This window comes from Bradyrhizobium sp. 35, assembly GCF_023073215.1.
Lineage (GTDB): Bacteria > Pseudomonadota > Alphaproteobacteria > Rhizobiales > Xanthobacteraceae > Bradyrhizobium > Bradyrhizobium canariense_D.
Genome location: NZ_JADPJC010000053.1, coordinates 44785 through 60786 on the forward strand (window position 1 = coordinate 44785; position 16002 = coordinate 60786).

Sequence of the window (16002 nt, forward strand, 5' to 3'; positions counted from 1 at the left end):
ATCGTTTGTCATCCGGTCGCAGATATGGCTATCAGAGGCCTCTTAATACGGCTGGCAGCCGTCAGCAAACGTGCGGCGGCCACAGGCAAGGCGTGAGCAGGGGATCATGAGCAACAAGATGTGGGGCGGCCGGTTCTCGGAACGTCCCGACGAGATCATGGAAGAGATCAACGTCTCCATCGACGTCGATCGTCACCTCTTTGCCCAGGACATTGCCGCGTCCAAGGCCCACGCCGCGATGCTGGCCGCGCAGGGCATCATCACGGACTCTGATGCGAAAAATATCGGCAAGGGTCTAGACACGATTTTGTCAGAGATCGGCAAGGGCGCCTTCGAATTCAAGCGCGCGCTCGAGGACATTCACATGAATGTCGAGAGCCGCCTGTCCGAGCTGATCGGCCCTGCCGCCGGCCGCTTGCACACCGCGCGCTCGCGTAACGACCAGGTCGCGACCGATTTCCGTCTCTATGTCCGCGATGTCCTCGATGAGACCGACGCCTCGCTCGCCGCGTTCCAGCAGGCGCTGGTCGAGCGCGCGCTGGAGCACGCCGGAACGGTCATGCCGGGCTTCACGCATCTGCAGACCGCGCAGCCGGTGACCTTCGGCCACCATCTGCTCGCCTATGTCGAGATGGCCGCGCGCGATCGCGGCCGTTTCCAGGACGCGCGCAAGCGGCTGAATGAGTCCCCGCTCGGAGCTGCAGCGCTCGCCGGTACCTCGTTCCCGATCGACCGTCACGCCACGGCGAAGGCGCTCGGTTTTGACCGTCCGATGGCGAACTCGCTCGATGCGGTCTCCGATCGCGACTTCGTGCTGGAGACGCTGTCGGCGGCCTCGATCTGCGCCGTGCACATGTCGCGCTTTGCCGAGGAGATCGTGATCTGGACCTCGCCGCTGGTCGGCATGATCCGCCTCAGCGACAAGTTCACCACGGGATCCTCGATCATGCCGCAGAAGCGCAATCCTGACGCCGCCGAGCTGGTGCGCGCCAAGACCGGCCGCGTCATCGGCGCGCTCAATGGGCTGCTGATCGTCATGAAGGGCCTGCCGCTCGCCTATCAAAAGGACATGCAAGAGGACAAGCAGGGCGCCATGGAAGGCTTCGCCGCGCTGTCGCTCGCGATCCGCGCCATGACCGGCATGGTCCGAGATCTCGTGCCTGATGAAGCGAAGATGAAGCTTGCTGCAGGCGAGGGCTACGCCACCGCGACCGATCTTGCCGACTGGCTGGTGCGGACGCTGAAGATGCCGTTCCGCGAGGCCCATCACGTCACCGGCCGCATCGTCGCGAAAGCCGCCGAGGGCGGCGTGGCGCTGCACGAGCTGCCGCTGAGGGAGATGCAGGCAATCGAAGCGAAGATCACGAAAGACGTGCTTGGCGTGCTCTCGGTCGAATCGTCGGTGAAGAGCCGGACCAGTTTCGGCGGTACCGCGCCGAAGAACGTGGCATCGCAGGCCAAGGCCTGGCTGAAGCGGCTGGAAAAAGAGCGAAAATTGGGCTGAGGAGCAAAATTTCGCTTATGTTTCATGGTCATCCGGGTCTCGCCAGAGCGCGCCAATCTCTGTATGGTGCGCCGCGCGTAGTGGGGATTTCGTCGTGACGTCAAAGTTTCGCCCGGCCGGCTCGGGGTGGGCCATCATTGTCTTGAGCCTGACGGCGCTCGCGCTTGCCGGCTGTGGCCGCAAGGGCCCGCTGGATCTGCCGCCGACCGCCTCCAGCGCGTCAACGGCCAACGTCGCGCCGCCGACCGATACCGAGACCGAAGCCCAGAAGACGCCGAGCGTGTTCAACCCCACCTATGGCGCGGACGCCGCACCGGCGGCGACCAAGGGCAGGAAGAAACCGTTTATCCTCGACCCGCTCCTGGACGAAAGACCCAGCCGATAGGCTGGGGCAACTGAGCCAACGCCATGAATCATTTTGACTATCGCAACGGCGTGCTGCACGCCGAGGCGGTGAACCTGTCCGAGCTGGCTGCAACCGTCGGCACGCCGTTCTATTGCTATTCGACCGCGACGCTCGAGCGGCACTATCGCGTTTTCACCGACGCCTTCGCGGGCGAGAAGGTGCTGGTCTGCTACGCCATGAAGGCAAATTCCAACCAGTCGGTGCTGCGCACGCTGGCCAGGCTCGGCGCCGGCGCGGACGTGGTGTCCGGCGGCGAATTGAAGCGCGCGCTGGCCGCCGGCATTCCAGCAAGCAAGATCCTGTTCTCCGGCGTCGGCAAGACGGAAGCCGAGCTGCGCGCTGCGCTGGCGGCCGACATCCTCTGCCTCAATGTCGAATCCGAGCCCGAGCTCGAGCTGCTGTCGCGCCTTGCGACCGAGACCGGGAAGACCGCGCGGATCTCGATCCGTGTCAATCCTGACGTCGATGCCGGCACGCATGCGAAGATTTCGACCGGCAAGTCCGAGAACAAGTTCGGCATCCCGATCGCGCATGCCCGCGAGGTCTATGCCCGCGCCGCGAAGCTGCCGGGCATTGAGGTCACAGGCACCGACGTGCATATCGGCAGCCAGATCACCGACCTCTCCAAGATGGAGATCGCGTTCCGCATCCTCTCCGAATTCGTGCAGACGCTGCGTGCCGACGGCCACAACATCTCGCATGTCGATTTCGGCGGCGGTCTCGGCATTCCCTATTACATGGACCGCGAGGCGCCGCCGGCGCCCGACGCCTATGCCGCGATGGTCAAGCGCGTCAGCCACAATCTCGGCTGCACGCTGATGTTCGAACCGGGCCGCATGATCGTCGGCAATGCCGGCATCCTGGTCGCCAAGGTGATCTATGTGAAGCACGGTGACGGCAAGAATTTCGTCATCATCGACGCCGCCATGAACGATCTGATCCGCCCGACGCTGTACGAGGCCCATCACGACATTCTGCCGGTGACGCAGCCTGCGACGGGGGCCGCGACCATCATGGCCGACGTCGTCGGCCCGGTCTGCGAGACCGGCGACTATCTCGCACTCGATCGCACGCTACCGACGCCAAAGCCCGGCGACCTCATCGCCATCATGACCGCCGGCGCCTACGGCGCAGTGCAGGCCGGCACCTACAATACGCGGCCGCTGGTGCCCGAAGTGCTGGTGAAGGGCGACCAGTACGCGGTCGTGCGTCCGCGCATCGAGGTCGAGCAATTGATCGCGATGGATACGCCGGCGCCGTGGCTATGAGGCTGTGATTGTCCACGATGAGCGCAGCTAGCGCTGCGCCCATCGCTGCATTGACCCTACTTCTTGAACCGGTCCCTGATTGCGGCGAGGCCGGAATCATAGACGCCGCCGAGGGCATCGACCGCTTCCTTCTCCCGCCCCGGGTCGGGCGTGTAGATGCCGGTCCATGTCACCACCGATGCGCCTTCACCCTTTGCCGTGACCTTGATGGTCGACTTGTACTGGCTCACCGGCAGTGGGCTCGACAGGAACGCGTAGGAATAGCTGTAGTCTTTGTCGTTCCGCGCAGTCTGCGTCTCCACGAACGAGGCCTTGCCGTCCCTGGTGACGAGCGTCCGGGTTGGCGGCGACTTGCCGTCCGCAATGCACTGCCCCACCGGCGGCAGCCAATCCTTGATCGCGCAGAACGGCCCGATGACGGACCACACCTCGGCCGCAGCACTGCTGACCTCGATGCTCCTCGTCAGATTGGCTGCGGACGCCGGCATGACGCCGACGCCCAGGCCGAGGGTGCAAATCGCGGCGCTGCGAACCGAAACGAGCAATCTGGAAGCCGTTGAATCGTATTTCTTCATGGTAATCTCCTGTGTCCGGCGGGCCGCGATTGCGGCGGCCGGCTTGCCAATGCCGGTCGAATAGACGCTCACCACGGTCCGCGGCCAGTTCAGAGAATGAATCGCTGCTGATACAGAAACTGAACTAGGAAGCCGCGCGCCGCGGCCCTAAGGTTGCGCCTTCGCTTGTCACGGAGGCCCGCATGACCATCGGCAGCTACAGGCAGTTCTGTCCGGTCGCGATGGCGGCCGAGATATTGTGCACGCGCTGGACCGTCGTGCTGCTACGTGAACTCGTCGCCGGCTCGACCCGGTTCAACGAGTTGCGCCGCGGCGTTCCCCGCATGTCGCCTGCGCTGCTTTCCCAGCGCCTCAAGGAACTCGAAGCTGCAGGCATCATCATCCGCCAGCCGTCGGCTTCCGAGCGCGGCGTGATCGAGTATCAGCTGACCGCTTCCGGACGCGAACTCGGCCCCATCGTCGAGGCGTTCGGCATCTGGGGCCAGCGCCGCATCGAGTCGGATCTGTCGCTTCAGCATCTCGATGTCCAGCTGTTGATGTGGGACATGCGGCGGAATTTGAACACGACGCCGATGCCGACCCGCCGCAGCGTGCTGCAGTTCGCGTATCCGGAATTACCTTCGACGCAGCGATTGTGGTGGCTGATCGTCGATCCCGACGACAGTGTCGACCTCTGCTCGATTGATCCCGGTTTCGACGTTGACCTTTACGTGTCGGTTGATCTGCGCACCATGACGGCGATCTGGATGGGACTCGATTCCGTGCGGGCGGCCGCCGCAAGCCGGCGGATGCTGCTCACCGGCGATCGGCAGCTTGCCGCGGCCATGCAAAGTTGGCTCGGCCTTAGCCCGTTCGCCAAGGAACGCAAGCTGGCGAGCTGATCCAGGGCGGCGCAATTCAGTATTTGTATCGCCCCGCTACAGTTCCCGTACTGGCAAGTCCGCGCCGTGTTCTGGCACCAAGTGATGCCCGCCCTTCAACGCGGAGCTGAACTCGAGCCAGGAGACACGACATGACAGCGTATCTGATCGCGGACATCAAAGTGACTGACGGAAAGTGGGTGCCGGACTACGCCGCGTCCGTCCACGAGCTGGTGCACAAGCATGGCGGCAAGTATCTTTCCCGCAGCGGCAATGTGAAAACTCTTGAAGGTGCCCCTCTCGACACATCGCTGATCGCGATCATGTCTTTTCCCACGGCGAAAGCGGCGGAGTCCTTCGTTACTGATCCCGCCTACGGCCGATTCGCGGCAGCGCGCAGGGGCGGCAGCGAGAGCCGCTTCCAGTTGATCGACGATACGGACTTGGCCGGCACGATCCCCTATCTCGCCAAGGCTTGAACTGCGTCTTCGTCAAAAACCCGGCCGCAGGCGCAGACGTGCCCGGCCAACACAGGAGATCGAATGAACGATTCACTCGCCGGCGCCGGCCTGCTTCGCATGCTTTTCGTAGCTTGCAGCGTGGCCTTCGTGCTCGGACTCTCCGGCGTCGCGTCGGCCCGGGTCACACGGTGCGACATTACGTGGGTCAGCTGCAACAATACCTCTGCGAAATGCTCGAGCGAGAGACGGTGCATGCGCAGGTGCGACGAGAAGTATATCAAATGCAGCGGGGGCTCGGCCTCCCTGCAACTGGAGCAGCCGATCGACCTTCCGGAACTTGGCAGACGCCGCTCGTAGCAGATCGATCCAAGGAGGACAGCGCAGCGCCGGTCGTCGGCGCTGCGCTGTCGTGTTGGCGCTAGCCGGGTGGCCTGCCGCCCACCACAACGCCCGCCCTCTTCTCGATCGGCTTGATCGCCGCGGTGAAATCGGACTCGGCGCCTTCCGTGCTGATGACCGTCTCCCACAACCGGCAGACCGCCTCCGCGACCTCCATCGACAGGCCGAGCTGCTTCATCTCCTCCAGCGCCAGCCGCACGTCCTTCACCATCAATCCCGTGGCGAAGCCGAAGTCGAAGCTGCGCGGCAGCACCGAGCGCGGAAACTTGTCGCGGCTCGCGGTGTTCATGCCGGAGCCGGCATTGATGACGTCGATCATCACGGCGGGATCGAGCCCCGCCTTGACGCCCATCACCACCGCTTCCGAGGTCGCCACGATCGCGGTGGCCGACAAGAAGTTGTTGGCGAGCTTCATGGTCTGCGCCGCGCCGGGCTTCTCGCCAATGAAGAACACTTTCCCGATGACGTCGAGCGCGGGCTTGAGCAGCTCGAACTCGGTCTTCGGCCCCGAGACCATTACCGCGAGAGTGCCTTTCTCGGCGCCGCCGACGCCGCCGGAAACTGGGCAATCGATCTGCACGATGTCATGCTTGGCGAGCAGGCCGTGAATCTTCACCGCCATCGCTGAGCCGACGGTGGAGAGATCGACGAAGCGTTTGACGCGGCTTCCCTCGATCACGCCGTTCGGCCCCGTCGCAACCGCGAGCGAAGCCTGCAGCGAAGGCAGGCTCGCCATGACGGTCTCGACCTGGTCGGCGACGTCCTTCGGCGACGTCGCCGCAGTGGCGCCGCGCGCCACCAGCTTGTCGACGACCTCCTGGCGCGTGTCGAATACGACGAGCCGGTGGCCGGCCTCGATCAGCCGCCGTGCCATCGGGAAACCCATATTTCCGAGGCCGATGAATCCGATGTCCATGGTGTTTCCTTGTGGTGATTATTCGTTGTTGTTGATCGGCCCGTATCCATCCTCGGTGTCTTCCTGGCGAAAGCCAGGACCCATTACCCCAGGGAGACGTTTTGGCGCGAAGTGGCAACTCCGAGTGCCCGTAACCACACCTGCCAGTGGCTATGGGTCCGGCTTTCGCCAGGACGACATGGGGACGTCGCGTCCCCGTCCTTCACGCCGGCACCCCTCACGCCTTGCCGTCGATCTCCGCGAACACCTCGCGCGCGATTCGAAAACTGTCAACCGCGGCCGGCATGCCGCCATAGATTGCGACCTGCATCAGGATCTCGCGGATCTCGTCGCGGCTGACGCCGTTGGTGAGTGCACCCTTCAGATGCGCGCGGAATTCGTGCTGACGATTGAGGATCGCGATCATCGCGATGTTGAGCATGCTGCGGGTCTTGCGCGGCAGCTCCTCGCGGCCCCACACCGTGCCCCAGCAATATTCGTTGAGCATCTCCTGGAACGGACGGTTGAAGTCGTCGACGGTCTTCAGGGCGTTGTTGACATAGGCCTCGCCCAACACTGCTTTGCGGACTTCCAGGCCCTTGTCGTGCATCTTCTTGTCCATGGTGTTTCCTTTGTTTTCCTTGGCTGTCGGCGCGGAAATTACGGGGTTGCGGCGGGCCAGTCACGTCCTCGTGTTATGCGGGAAAAGGGGTGTCTCCCGTACAGGAACGGATGCCTCAGTGCTGCCGTTGTGGTACGCTTCTCTACCGGGCAACCTGGAGAGTTGATTGAACGGCGTCACCCCCGACCCGTCAGACCCGATCCGCGATGGCGACGCTCTGTCGCGGCTGAAGCTGGCGCAAGCCCTGCAGCGGGCCACTTATGCCATCGCGTGGGAGCGTGCCTGGCCAAATTTGGCGCGGCTTCTCACCGTCGTCGGTCTGTTCCTGGTGGTGTCCTGGGCCGGCCTCTGGCTGGCGCTGCCGTCCATTGCCCGCGCCATCGGTCTCGTCGTTTTCGCCGGCGTCGCGATTGTCACCCTGTTCCCGTTGAGTCGCTTCCGCTGGCCGAGCCGCGAGGAGGCGCTGGCCCGACTCGACCGCGGCTCCGGCATCCGTCACCGGCCGGCCACCACGCTGACGGACACGCTGAGCTCGCAGGACCCGGTTGCGCAGGCCTTGTGGCGGGCGCAGCGTGAGCGCACGCTGGCTTCGATCAAGCGCATCCGCGCCGGTCTGCCGAAGCCCCGGCTCGCTCTGCATGATCCCTGGGCGCTGCGCGCGCTGGTCATGGTGATGCTGGTTGCGACCTTCTTCGCTGCCGGCGACGAGCGTGCGATGCGGCTCGGGGCCGCCTTCCACTGGAACGGCGTGCTGGCCCCGACGAATGTTCGCGTCGATGCCTGGGTCACGCCGCCGCTCTACACCGGCAAGCCGCCGGTCATTCTGTCGGCCGCGAACAAGGAGGCCGCCGCGCTGCCGGCCAGCGGTCCGCTTGCCGTTCCCGCCGGCTCGACCCTGATCGTTCGCTCCTCCGGCGGCAGCCTTGATGTTGTCGTCTCCGGCGGCCTCAAGGAAGTAGCGCCCACCGAAGCCGCGCCCAAGGGCACCAACGAGAAGCATTTTGCCATCAGCGGCGACGGCACCGCGCATGTCCGCGCGCCCTCCGGCCAGCCGCAATGGGCGTTTGCGGCAACGCCGGACCGCGCGCCGACGATCGCGCTGGCCAAGGATCCCGAGCGCCAGGCCCGTGGCGGACTCCAGCTCACCTACAAGATCGAGGACGATTACGGCGTCACCGGCGCCGATGCGCAAATCGGCCTGCGTGCCGCCGATACCAAAGATGGTGTCAAGGATGGCAGCAAGGAGGCCGACACCAAGGCCGCCGCGCGGCCGCTATTCCAGCCGCCGCAATTCCCGCTCGTGCTGCCGAATGCGCGCACCCGCAACGGCGTCGGTCAGACGGTGAAGGACCTCAGCGAGGATCCCTATGCCGGTGCCGATGTCACGCTGACCCTCACCGCCAAGGACGAGGCCGGCAACGAGGCCAAGAGCGAGCCCTTCAACATGCGCCTGCCCGAGCGGCTGTTCACCAACTTGCTCGCGCGCGCGCTGGTCGAGCAGCGCCGCATCCTGGCGCTCGACGCCAACAAGAATTCGGATGTCTACGCCGCCCTCGACGCGCTGATGATCGCACCCGAATTGTTCACGCCGGATGCGGGCTGCTATCTCGGCCTGCGCAGTCTGGCGCTGCAGCTGGAAGCCGCCCGCACCGACGACGCGCTGCGCGATGTAGTGGGAAGCATGTGGGCGTTCGCGGTCACCATCGAGGACGACGGTGTCGCCGGCAGCGTCAACGCCGCGCTGCGCTCGGCTCAGGACGCGCTCAAGCGGGCGCTGGAACGCGGCGCCAGCGAGGACGAGATCAAAGCGCTGACGCAAAAGCTTCGCGAGGCGATGGCCGGCAAGGTGCGCGATCTCGCCCGGCGCGCCGAGCAGAATCCGCTTGGACCCCGGCAGCCTTTCCCGGCAGAGGTTCAGCTCATCCTCGACAAGGCGGTCGAGCTGCGACAGAAGACCCAGCATGCCAAGCCCGAGCAGCTCGAAGAGCTGGCGCAGCAGCAGGACGTCTTGCGCCAGCAGCTGCAGGCCTATCGGAAGTCGGCGAACAGCCGGGCGAAGGGGGGCGAGGACGGCGCCAATCAGTTTACGCGGGACCGGAAATGCGGAAGCTAGCGCGCGTGCCAGTCGTGAAGGCGATCTCGATCGCCTGTCTTGCCCTCCTCCTGGGAGGCTTCCCCGCTGCCGTCTCGGCCCAGCAGGACCAGGATCCCGATGCGCTGCTCGATAGCGCGGAAAAGGCGATGCAGGAGTCCGGCGACAGCCTCAGGCAAAAGGAGTCCGGACGGAGCCTGAACAATCAATCCGATGCGATTCAGAAGCTCGAGGACTACAAGCGCGCGACGGAAAAGAGCCAATCCTCCAATCGCGATCGTTCCGTCATCACGCAGCGCGATCTCGACGAGCTGTTGAAGCAGATCGAGAAGGCCGCGAAGGAAGGCAATCGCGAGGCGGCCCAGCGCCTGCTCGAGCAGCTCGCGCAGATCATGGAAAACCTCCAGATGGCGCAGCCCGGGCAATCCGGCGACAGCGACATGGAGCAGGCGCTCAACGAGCTCAGCGACATGATCCGCAAGCAGCAGCAATTGCGCGACAAGACTTTCAAGCAGGGGCAGGATTCCCGGCGTGAGCGCTCGCGCGGCAAGCAGCAGGGCGACCAGTCGATGTCGGATCTCCAGCAGGATCAGCAGTCGCTGCGCGACCGCCTGAAGAAGCTGCAGGACGAGCTCGCCAAGCGCGGCCTCACGCAGAAGGGGCAAAAGGGCCAGAAGAGCCAGGGCCAGAAGGGGCAAAAGGGTCAGCAGGGCGAGCAGGGACAGCCGGGCCAGGATGGCGATCAGGACGGTGACCAGGGCGATGACGACGGCAGTCTGGACGCCGCCGACGGGGCCATGGGCGATGCCGGCTCGCAGCTCGGCGAAGGCAATTCGGATGGTGCCGTGGACTCGCAGGGGAAAGCTCTCGAGGCCTTGCGCAAGGGCGCGCAGAAGATGGCCGAGGCGATGCAGCAGGGCGATGGCGACGGGCAGGGCGATGGCCCCGGCAACCGGCCCGGTCGTCAGCAGAGCGGCGGCAATCAGACCGATCCGCTCGGTCGCCCACTTCACGGCCGCGATCTGAGCGACGACTACACGGTCAAGATCCCCGGCGAGATCGACGCCCAGCGCGTCCGCCGCATCCTCGAGGAGCTCCGCCGCCGCTTGGGGGACAGCTCGCGCCCGCAGATCGAGCTCGATTACATCGAGCGGCTGCTGAAGGATTTTTGAGTTCTCTGTCATTGCCCGGCTTGACCGGGCGATCCAGTACTCCGACACGGTTGTGATTCAATCGAGAGGCTGCGGCTACTGGATGCCCCGGTCAAGCCGGGGCATGACAGCGGAATACGTGGCGCCCCGACGCCGCTACCCCTTCTTCGCCGCCAGCGCGTCCGCCACCGCCGTGCGGATGTCGGCGACCGAGAACGGCTTGGTCACGACGTCATGCACCAGCGCATTGAGGTTCGAGGCGCGCTCGCGCTGGTCGGCAAAGCCGGTCATCAGCAGAATGGTCAAATCGGGGAAATCGCGTGCGACGGAAAGCGCCAGCGCGATGCCGTCCATCACCGGCATCTGGATGTCGGTGAGCAGCAGGTCGAACCTGCCGTCCGCGCGCGTGAGGATCTCCAGCGCCTCGGCGCCGGCCGGCGCGGTGACGATCTCGTGGCCGTCCATGGCGATGGCGCGCGCCACCAGCTGGCGCATCGAATCCTCGTCGTCGGCGATCAGGATCTTGGACATGAGACCAACCTTGGGATCAATCTCGCCACCAACTTTGCCTGCGAGACCTGCGAAATCGATTATACGCTGCCGCCGGCGATGTCGCGCCGGTTGAAGAAGCGAACGTCGATATTGCGGCCCTCCGGCGGCGGCGAGGCCAGGCGCGAGCGGAAGAAGGCGCGCTCGCCGGGCTGTAATACGGTCTGTTCCAGAACGGCGTTCCAGGCGTAGATTTCCGCGCCTTGCGCGTCGCGCACTGCGAAGCGCAAGCGGGGAATGTCGAGCGGCTTCTTGCCCTGTCCCACGATCACGCCCTCGATCACCAGCACCTGCTTACCGTCTACTGTCTCGCTGGAGAGCTTGACGTCCTTGAAGGCGAGTGCGCGCAGGTTAACTTCGAGGCCGACCATCCTGTAGAAGGCTGCCGTCTGCGGCAGCAGCCGCACCATGTCTCCGCGCCAGATCACCAGCGCCAGGACCAGCGCGCCCATGGCGGCGCAGGCGGTCGGCAGGCCGAAATGGGATTTTCGCGGGGCCGCCGGACGGCGCACTCGCGCGCCGCGGCGACGGCCGAACAGGCCACGGAACCAGGACTGGTGCTGTTCGCCGCCGACTTCCTCCTCAACGGATCGGGCGGCCGCGGACCATTCGTCCTCGGTGTCGGCGGCTTCCTGGTCCGGCCAGTCGCTGGCGATCGAGGGGCTGTCAACGACAGGCGCGTCAGCGGCTCCGTCGTCCTGGGCATAGGAGTTCCATTGCTCGGCGAGATCGGCCTGGTCGTCGGCCCGGCTGGCCGCGGCCATGGCCGGCACAGATGCCTCCTCGATGGCATCCTCGGCATGGGCGACCCACGTTTCCTTGCAACGGGAACAGCGCACGGTCCGGCCGTTCGCCCCAAGGCTCGCGGGCTTGATGGCGTAGGATGTCGTACAATGAGGGCAGACGATATGCATGGACGAGCCTTGATGCATGGACAAGTCTTGATCGTGACACGGTCGTGGAGAACCGAGACGGAAAGATGCTACCAATTATGCTACAGGACGACCGTTAACGAACCGGAAACCATAACGGCCGCAAAACCCGCGGATCGCGTGTGGCGGAGCACAGCCGTGCGGCCCGCGGCCTCTCTCGAACGGAGCTGAGCTTGGTTCGGTTCGAAAATGTCGGATTGCGTTACGGCCTGGGGCCCGAGGTCCTGCGCGACCTCAACTTCCAGATCCCGGCGCATTCCTTCCAGTTCCTCACCGGCCCGTCCGGCGCCGGCAAGACCTCGTTGCTGCGCCTGTTGTTCCTCTCGCATCGCCCGACGCGGGGGCTCGTCAACTTGTTCGGTCACGACATCTCGCAGCTCGGCAGAGACGAGATCGCAGACTTGCGCAAGCGCATCGGCATCGTGCTCCAGGATTTCCGCCTGCTCGATCACATGACGACCTATGAAAACGTGGCGCTGCCGTTCCGCGTGATGGGCCGCAGCGAATCGAGCTACCGCAAGGAGGTCATCGATCTCCTGAAATGGGTTGGGCTCGGCGAGCGCATGGACGCGCTGCCGCCGATCCTGTCCGGCGGCGAAAAGCAGCGCGCGGCAATCGCGCGCGCCGTGATCTCGCGGCCGCAGCTGCTGCTGGCCGACGAGCCAACCGGCAGCGTCGATCCGACGCTCGGCCGCCGCCTGCTGCGGCTGTTCATCGAGCTCAACAAGTCAGGCACCGCCGTCATCATCGCCACCCACGATATCGCCCTGATGGACCAGTACGAGGCGCGACGCTTCGTGCTGCACCAGGGACGGCTGCACGTCTATGAATAGGCCCGACGAGCGCGGCGTGCTGGTCGATCTCGGGCAGGAGGGGCCGCCGCTTCCGGCCCGGGCGCGCAATATGTCGCCGATCGTGCCGCGCGCCTCGATCCACGGCCGCGCGCTGGTCGCCGTTGTCGCCATCATGACCTTCCTGGCCTCGATGACGACCGGCACGGTGCTGCTGGTGAGCGCCTCCGCCGCCGAATGGCAGTCGGATGTCGCGAGCGAGATCACCATTCAGGTCCGGCCGCAGACGGGCCGCGATCTCGAACGCGACACCGCGGCGGTGACCGAGGCCATGCGCGCGCAAGCCGGCATCGTCGAGGTCAAGCCGTTCACGAAGGACGAGAGCGGCAAGCTACTCGAGCCCTGGCTCGGCACCGGGCTGTCGATGGACGATCTGCCGGTCCCGCGCATGATCATCGCGCGCGTGCAGCCCGGCACGGCGCTCGATCTCGGCGCCTTGCGCGCCCGCGTGACCCAGGTGGCGCCAAGCGCCAGCGTCGACGATCACCGCGCCTGGATCGAGCGCATGCGCTCGATGACCAACGCCACCGTGCTCGCCGGTCTCGGCATCCTCGCGCTCGTCATCGTCGCCACCATCATCTCGGTGTCGTTCGCAACCCGCGGCGCCATGGCGGCGAACCGTCCGATCGTCGAGGTGCTGCATTTCGTCGGCGCCGGCGACCGCTACATCGCCAACCGCTTCCTGCGTCATTTCCTCAGGCTGGGGCTGGAGGGCGGCGTGATCGGCGGCGGCGCCGCCATGCTGGTGTTCGGCTTCTCCGAGTCGATTGCAGGCTGGTTTTCGGGCACTCCCGTCGGCGACCAGTTCGCCGCGCTGCTCGGCACCTTCTCGCTGCGGCCATCCGGCTACATCGTGCTCGCGGTGCAGGCCGTGCTGATCGGCGCCATCACCGCGGTCGCCTCGCGCCAGACGCTGTTCGCGACGCTGAATGATGTCGATTGAGATGGTTTTCTTCCTTCTCCCCTTGTGGGAGAAGGTGGCGCGAAGCGCCGGATGAGGGGTTCTATCCACGTGCACGAACGTCGAGGCGAGTTCGCGGAGACATACCCCTCACCCGTCTCGCCGCTATCGCGGCGAGCCACCCTCTCCCACAAGGGGAGAGGGGAAAGCTGGTTCGCGGCCCCAGCGCTTCGCCACATAGTTTGAGGCCGACAAACCGGACTCCACTTCGCCTCAAAACGTCCTAAAATCACCTCTGGGAAGGGATCACCGACATCGCATGAGCGCGCCGACCGCCGATCGATCGCCGAAACTGCCGCGCGGGTGGCTGCGCGCGGCCGTGATGTCGACGATTGCGCTCGCCTTCGTCGGCGCGGCGGCGGGCTTTATTGCGTTTCTGTCGCAATTGCGCGGCGCCGAGATCGCGCCGGACCGCAAGGCGGACGGCATCGTGGTGCTCACCGGCGGCTCCTCGCGGGTGTCGGATGCGATGGAGCTGCTCGCTGCCGGCTACGGCAGGAGGCTCCTGATCTCCGGCGTACACCCGACCTCGACGGCGAGCGACATCTCCCGGACGCTGCCGGAGAACCAGTCTTTCATGCGTTGCTGCGTCGATCTCGACCGCACCGCGGTCTCGACCCGCGGCAATGCCGCGGAAGCGCGGCGCTGGGCCGCGGGACGCGGCTTCAAATCGCTGATCGTGGTCACCTCGAACTATCATATGCCGCGCGCGCTGGTGGAATTCTCGCATGCGATGCCGGAGGCGACACTGATCCCGTTCGTGGTGGTCGGCGACAAATGGCGCGACGAGCCGTGGTGGACCTCGGCGTCCACTTTGCGGCTGCTGCTGTCGGAATATGTCAAGTATATCGCGGCGGAGGTCAGGGTGCGGCTGGAGGATTTCGGGATTGACCTTTCGCCCGAGATGTCGGAGCAGCCTTCCGGGCTGCAGGCGAAGCGGCCCGCCACCGCACAGGCCAATTGATCGGCAACTGATCGGCAATTGATCGGATCCTCGATGTTCTTGATTTTCCTGCGATCGCTCGTGTTCAACGTGCTGTTCTACACCGTGCTGGTGTGCCTCGCGATCGTGGCGCTGCCGACCTTCGCATTGCCGCCGCGCGCCATGCTCACGGTCGCGCAATGGTGGGCAAAGGCGACGCTGTTTCTGATGCGGGCTGTCTGCAACATCAAGGTGGAATTCCGCGGCCTCGAAAAGATCCCGAGGGGACCATTGGTCGTTGTGGCGAAGCACCAGTCGTTCTGGGAGACGTTCGTCTTGCCGGGCTTCTTCGACCGTCCGATTTTCATCCTCAAGCGTCAGCTCATGCAGATCCCGGTGTTCGGCCAGTTCCTGGTCAAGACCGGGATGATCGCGATCGACCGCAATGCCGGCGTCAAGGCGCTGCTGGACATGACGCGGCGGGCGCGGGAGGCGGTGCGCAGCGGCGGGCAGCTCGTGATCTTTCCCGAAGGCACGCGCCGCGCCCCGGGCGCGCCACCGGACTACAAGAGCGGCTTCGCGCAGATCTATTCGTCCTGCGGCGCGCCGTGCCTGCCGATCGCGCTCAATTCCGGCCTGTTCTGGCCGCGCCGCACCTTCATGCGCTATCCCGGCACGCTGGTGGTGGAATTCCTCGATCCGCTGCCGCCGGGCTTGCCCAAGGACGAGTATCTCTCCCGTGTGCAAACGGTGATCGAAGACGCGACCGGTCGCCTCGTCGAAGCGGGCCGCAAGGAGCAGGAGCAGCTGATCGGCTCGGCGCCGAGCTATGCGCCGTTGGAGAGCTAGCGGTTTTCCCGATCGTCCGCCGGAGCCGGCGCGTGCGGAGAATGCGCATCACCATGCAGCATCATGGCAAGCTGATGCAGCTGCGCATCGCGAAAGCCTTCGGCCTCGATCGCCTTCACCGTCGCAGTCACGTAGTCGCGGTTGGCGCCGGACTGGCCGTGGCCCTGGAGCACGTGGCGATGCTGGTCGGTGAGCGACAGCCGACCGGCATATTGCACATGGCCGCGGTCGACGACATAGGCGAGCGCGGAGACGCGCTGCCGCGCATCGTTCTCCAGCCACACCGAGCGCATGACTTCGCGATAGACCGACGTCACCTGCTCGCGCGCGCGCAGATAGGCGACGACGTCGGCGCGGTTCTTTTCGGCGACGCGGAAGGCGATGCCGCGGCAGGCGCCGCCGCGGTCGAGGCCGAGCACCAGACCCGGCTTCTCCGGCGTGCCACGGTGGACGAAGGAATAGACACAGAGCGCGCGGTGCTCGCCGACCAGCCGCGCGGGGACGCGCTCCTCGAATTCGAAACCCGGCCGCCACATCAGCGAGCCGTAGCCGAACACCCAGAGGTCGCCTTTGGCTGTGGTGACGGAGGGGAGGGTGATTTCCGACATTTCGGGCACGGCTACCAGAACCGCGCTCCCAAGCGAAGCGAATTCTCCGCCTTTCGGAGCACGCCAACCTCGCTTACATTTGACAAAATCAGGGGTC

17 protein-coding genes are annotated in these 16002 nt (G+C 65.3%); 11 read left to right on the plus strand and 6 right to left on the minus strand.

Going from position 1 to position 16002, the window contains the following annotated elements:
* The first annotated feature begins 106 nt into the window (after positions 1 to 106).
* The 3 genes from argH (at position 107) to lysA (ending at position 3178) form a co-directional block, all read left to right on the plus strand.
* Positions 107 to 1504: an argininosuccinate lyase gene (argH, locus tag IVB36_RS10540; RefSeq protein WP_018453243.1), complete on the plus strand. Its 1398-nt coding sequence runs from the start codon at positions 107 to 109 to the stop codon at positions 1502 to 1504.
* A 94-nt stretch (positions 1505 to 1598) separates the two neighbouring features.
* The gene (locus IVB36_RS10545) at positions 1599 to 1889 is read left to right on the plus strand and encodes a lipoprotein (protein ID WP_007615309.1); all 291 of its coding nucleotides are present in this window, start codon (positions 1599 to 1601) and stop codon (positions 1887 to 1889) included.
* Positions 1890 to 1912: 23 nt separating this feature from the next.
* Complete coding sequence (gene lysA / locus IVB36_RS10550; RefSeq protein WP_018453245.1) at positions 1913 to 3178, plus strand: diaminopimelate decarboxylase; 1266 nt, start codon at positions 1913 to 1915, stop codon at positions 3176 to 3178.
* Between the two features lie 56 nt (positions 3179 to 3234).
* On the opposite strand, the gene IVB36_RS10555 is transcribed toward lysA, so the two are convergent.
* Positions 3235 to 3753: an SRPBCC family protein gene (locus tag IVB36_RS10555; RefSeq protein WP_026232494.1), complete on the minus strand. Its 519-nt coding sequence runs from the start codon at positions 3751 to 3753 to the stop codon at positions 3235 to 3237.
* Positions 3754 to 3935: 182 nt separating this feature from the next.
* Between IVB36_RS10555 and IVB36_RS10560 the strand changes: the two genes are divergently transcribed.
* Positions 3936 to 4634 carry a helix-turn-helix domain-containing protein gene (locus IVB36_RS10560; protein ID WP_018453247.1) on the plus strand — a complete coding sequence of 233 codons (699 nt, stop codon included), beginning with the start codon at positions 3936 to 3938 and terminating at the stop codon, positions 4632 to 4634.
* Positions 4635 to 4765: 131 nt separating this feature from the next.
* Positions 4766 to 5092 carry a DUF1330 domain-containing protein gene (locus tag IVB36_RS10565; protein WP_018453248.1) on the plus strand — a complete coding sequence of 109 codons (327 nt, stop codon included), beginning with the start codon at positions 4766 to 4768 and terminating at the stop codon, positions 5090 to 5092.
* 400 nt (positions 5093 to 5492) lie between these two features.
* Here IVB36_RS10565 and IVB36_RS10570 read toward each other — a convergent pair whose 3' ends face one another.
* Together IVB36_RS10570 and IVB36_RS10575 are read right to left on the minus strand one after the other, a co-directional pair.
* The gene (locus IVB36_RS10570) at positions 5493 to 6389 is read right to left on the minus strand and encodes an NAD(P)-dependent oxidoreductase (RefSeq protein WP_018453250.1); all 897 of its coding nucleotides are present in this window, start codon (positions 6387 to 6389) and stop codon (positions 5493 to 5495) included.
* 217 nt (positions 6390 to 6606) lie between these two features.
* Positions 6607 to 6990 carry a carboxymuconolactone decarboxylase family protein gene (locus IVB36_RS10575; RefSeq protein ID WP_007597318.1) on the minus strand — a complete coding sequence of 128 codons (384 nt, stop codon included), beginning with the start codon at positions 6988 to 6990 and terminating at the stop codon, positions 6607 to 6609.
* 166 nt (positions 6991 to 7156) lie between these two features.
* Here IVB36_RS10575 and IVB36_RS10580 point away from each other — a divergent pair, with 166 nt between their 5' ends.
* Together IVB36_RS10580 and IVB36_RS10585 are read left to right on the plus strand one after the other, a co-directional pair.
* Entirely contained in the window at positions 7157 to 9103 is a 1947-nt protein-coding gene (locus tag IVB36_RS10580) for a TIGR02302 family protein (RefSeq protein ID WP_018453251.1), read from the plus strand.
* Positions 9091 to 10254 carry a DUF4175 family protein gene (locus IVB36_RS10585; protein WP_085350740.1) on the plus strand — a complete coding sequence of 388 codons (1164 nt, stop codon included), beginning with the start codon at positions 9091 to 9093 and terminating at the stop codon, positions 10252 to 10254. The genes IVB36_RS10580 and IVB36_RS10585 overlap by 13 nt, the downstream gene beginning before the upstream one ends.
* A gap of 135 nt (positions 10255 to 10389) precedes the next feature.
* On the opposite strand, the gene IVB36_RS10590 is transcribed toward IVB36_RS10585, so the two are convergent.
* Positions 10390 to 10764, minus strand: coding sequence for a response regulator (locus tag IVB36_RS10590; protein WP_247391471.1), 375 nt, complete (start codon positions 10762 to 10764; stop codon positions 10390 to 10392).
* 59 nt (positions 10765 to 10823) lie between these two features.
* A complete protein-coding gene (locus IVB36_RS10595; protein WP_026232495.1) occupies positions 10824 to 11696 on the minus strand; it encodes an MJ0042-type zinc finger domain-containing protein in 873 nt (290 codons plus the stop codon).
* A 191-nt stretch (positions 11697 to 11887) separates the two neighbouring features.
* Here IVB36_RS10595 and ftsE point away from each other — a divergent pair, with 191 nt between their 5' ends.
* The 4 genes from ftsE (at position 11888) to IVB36_RS10615 (ending at position 15297) form a co-directional block, all read left to right on the plus strand.
* A complete protein-coding gene (ftsE, locus tag IVB36_RS10600; protein WP_247391473.1) occupies positions 11888 to 12547 on the plus strand; it encodes a cell division ATP-binding protein FtsE in 660 nt (219 codons plus the stop codon).
* Entirely contained in the window at positions 12540 to 13508 is a 969-nt protein-coding gene (locus tag IVB36_RS10605) for an ABC transporter permease (protein ID WP_007597308.1), read from the plus strand. Before ftsE ends, IVB36_RS10605 begins: the two co-directional genes overlap by 8 nt.
* 277 nt (positions 13509 to 13785) lie before the next feature.
* Complete coding sequence (locus tag IVB36_RS10610) at positions 13786 to 14490, plus strand: YdcF family protein (protein ID WP_018453256.1); 705 nt, start codon at positions 13786 to 13788, stop codon at positions 14488 to 14490.
* A gap of 33 nt (positions 14491 to 14523) precedes the next feature.
* Complete coding sequence (locus IVB36_RS10615) at positions 14524 to 15297, plus strand: lysophospholipid acyltransferase family protein (RefSeq protein WP_085361285.1); 774 nt, start codon at positions 14524 to 14526, stop codon at positions 15295 to 15297.
* Here IVB36_RS10615 and IVB36_RS10620 read toward each other — a convergent pair.
* Positions 15294 to 15905, minus strand: a complete 612-nt coding sequence (locus IVB36_RS10620; protein ID WP_018453258.1) for a gamma-glutamylcyclotransferase — start codon at positions 15903 to 15905, stop codon at positions 15294 to 15296. The genes IVB36_RS10615 and IVB36_RS10620 overlap by 4 nt on opposite strands.
* Between the last annotated feature and the right edge of the window lie 97 nt (positions 15906 to 16002).

Excerpts from the sequence above, each read along its gene's own strand:
- IVB36_RS10570 (WP_018453250.1), bottom strand. The coding sequence starts at position 6,389 with ATGGACATCGGATTCATCGGCCTCGGAAATATGGGTTTCCCGATGGCA.
- IVB36_RS10605 (WP_007597308.1), top strand. The coding sequence starts at position 12,540 with ATGAATAGGCCCGACGAGCGCGGCGTGCTGGTCGATCTCGGGCAGGAG.
- IVB36_RS10590 (WP_247391471.1), bottom strand. The coding sequence starts at position 10,764 with ATGTCCAAGATCCTGATCGCCGACGACGAGGATTCGATGCGCCAGCTG.
- IVB36_RS10585 (WP_085350740.1), top strand. The coding sequence starts at position 9,091 with ATGCGGAAGCTAGCGCGCGTGCCAGTCGTGAAGGCGATCTCGATCGCC.
- IVB36_RS10565 (WP_018453248.1), top strand. The coding sequence starts at position 4,766 with ATGACAGCGTATCTGATCGCGGACATCAAAGTGACTGACGGAAAGTGG.
- IVB36_RS10610 (WP_018453256.1), top strand. The coding sequence starts at position 13,786 with ATGAGCGCGCCGACCGCCGATCGATCGCCGAAACTGCCGCGCGGGTGG.
- IVB36_RS10620 (WP_018453258.1), bottom strand. The coding sequence starts at position 15,905 with ATGTCGGAAATCACCCTCCCCTCCGTCACCACAGCCAAAGGCGACCTC.
- IVB36_RS10615 (WP_085361285.1), top strand. The coding sequence starts at position 14,524 with ATGTTCTTGATTTTCCTGCGATCGCTCGTGTTCAACGTGCTGTTCTAC.
- argH (WP_018453243.1), top strand. The coding sequence starts at position 107 with ATGAGCAACAAGATGTGGGGCGGCCGGTTCTCGGAACGTCCCGACGAG.
- lysA (WP_018453245.1), top strand. The coding sequence starts at position 1,913 with ATGAATCATTTTGACTATCGCAACGGCGTGCTGCACGCCGAGGCGGTG.
- IVB36_RS10575 (WP_007597318.1), bottom strand. The coding sequence starts at position 6,990 with ATGGACAAGAAGATGCACGACAAGGGCCTGGAAGTCCGCAAAGCAGTG.
- IVB36_RS10595 (WP_026232495.1), bottom strand. The coding sequence starts at position 11,696 with ATGCATATCGTCTGCCCTCATTGTACGACATCCTACGCCATCAAGCCC.
- IVB36_RS10560 (WP_018453247.1), top strand. The coding sequence starts at position 3,936 with ATGACCATCGGCAGCTACAGGCAGTTCTGTCCGGTCGCGATGGCGGCC.
- IVB36_RS10555 (WP_026232494.1), bottom strand. The coding sequence starts at position 3,753 with ATGAAGAAATACGATTCAACGGCTTCCAGATTGCTCGTTTCGGTTCGC.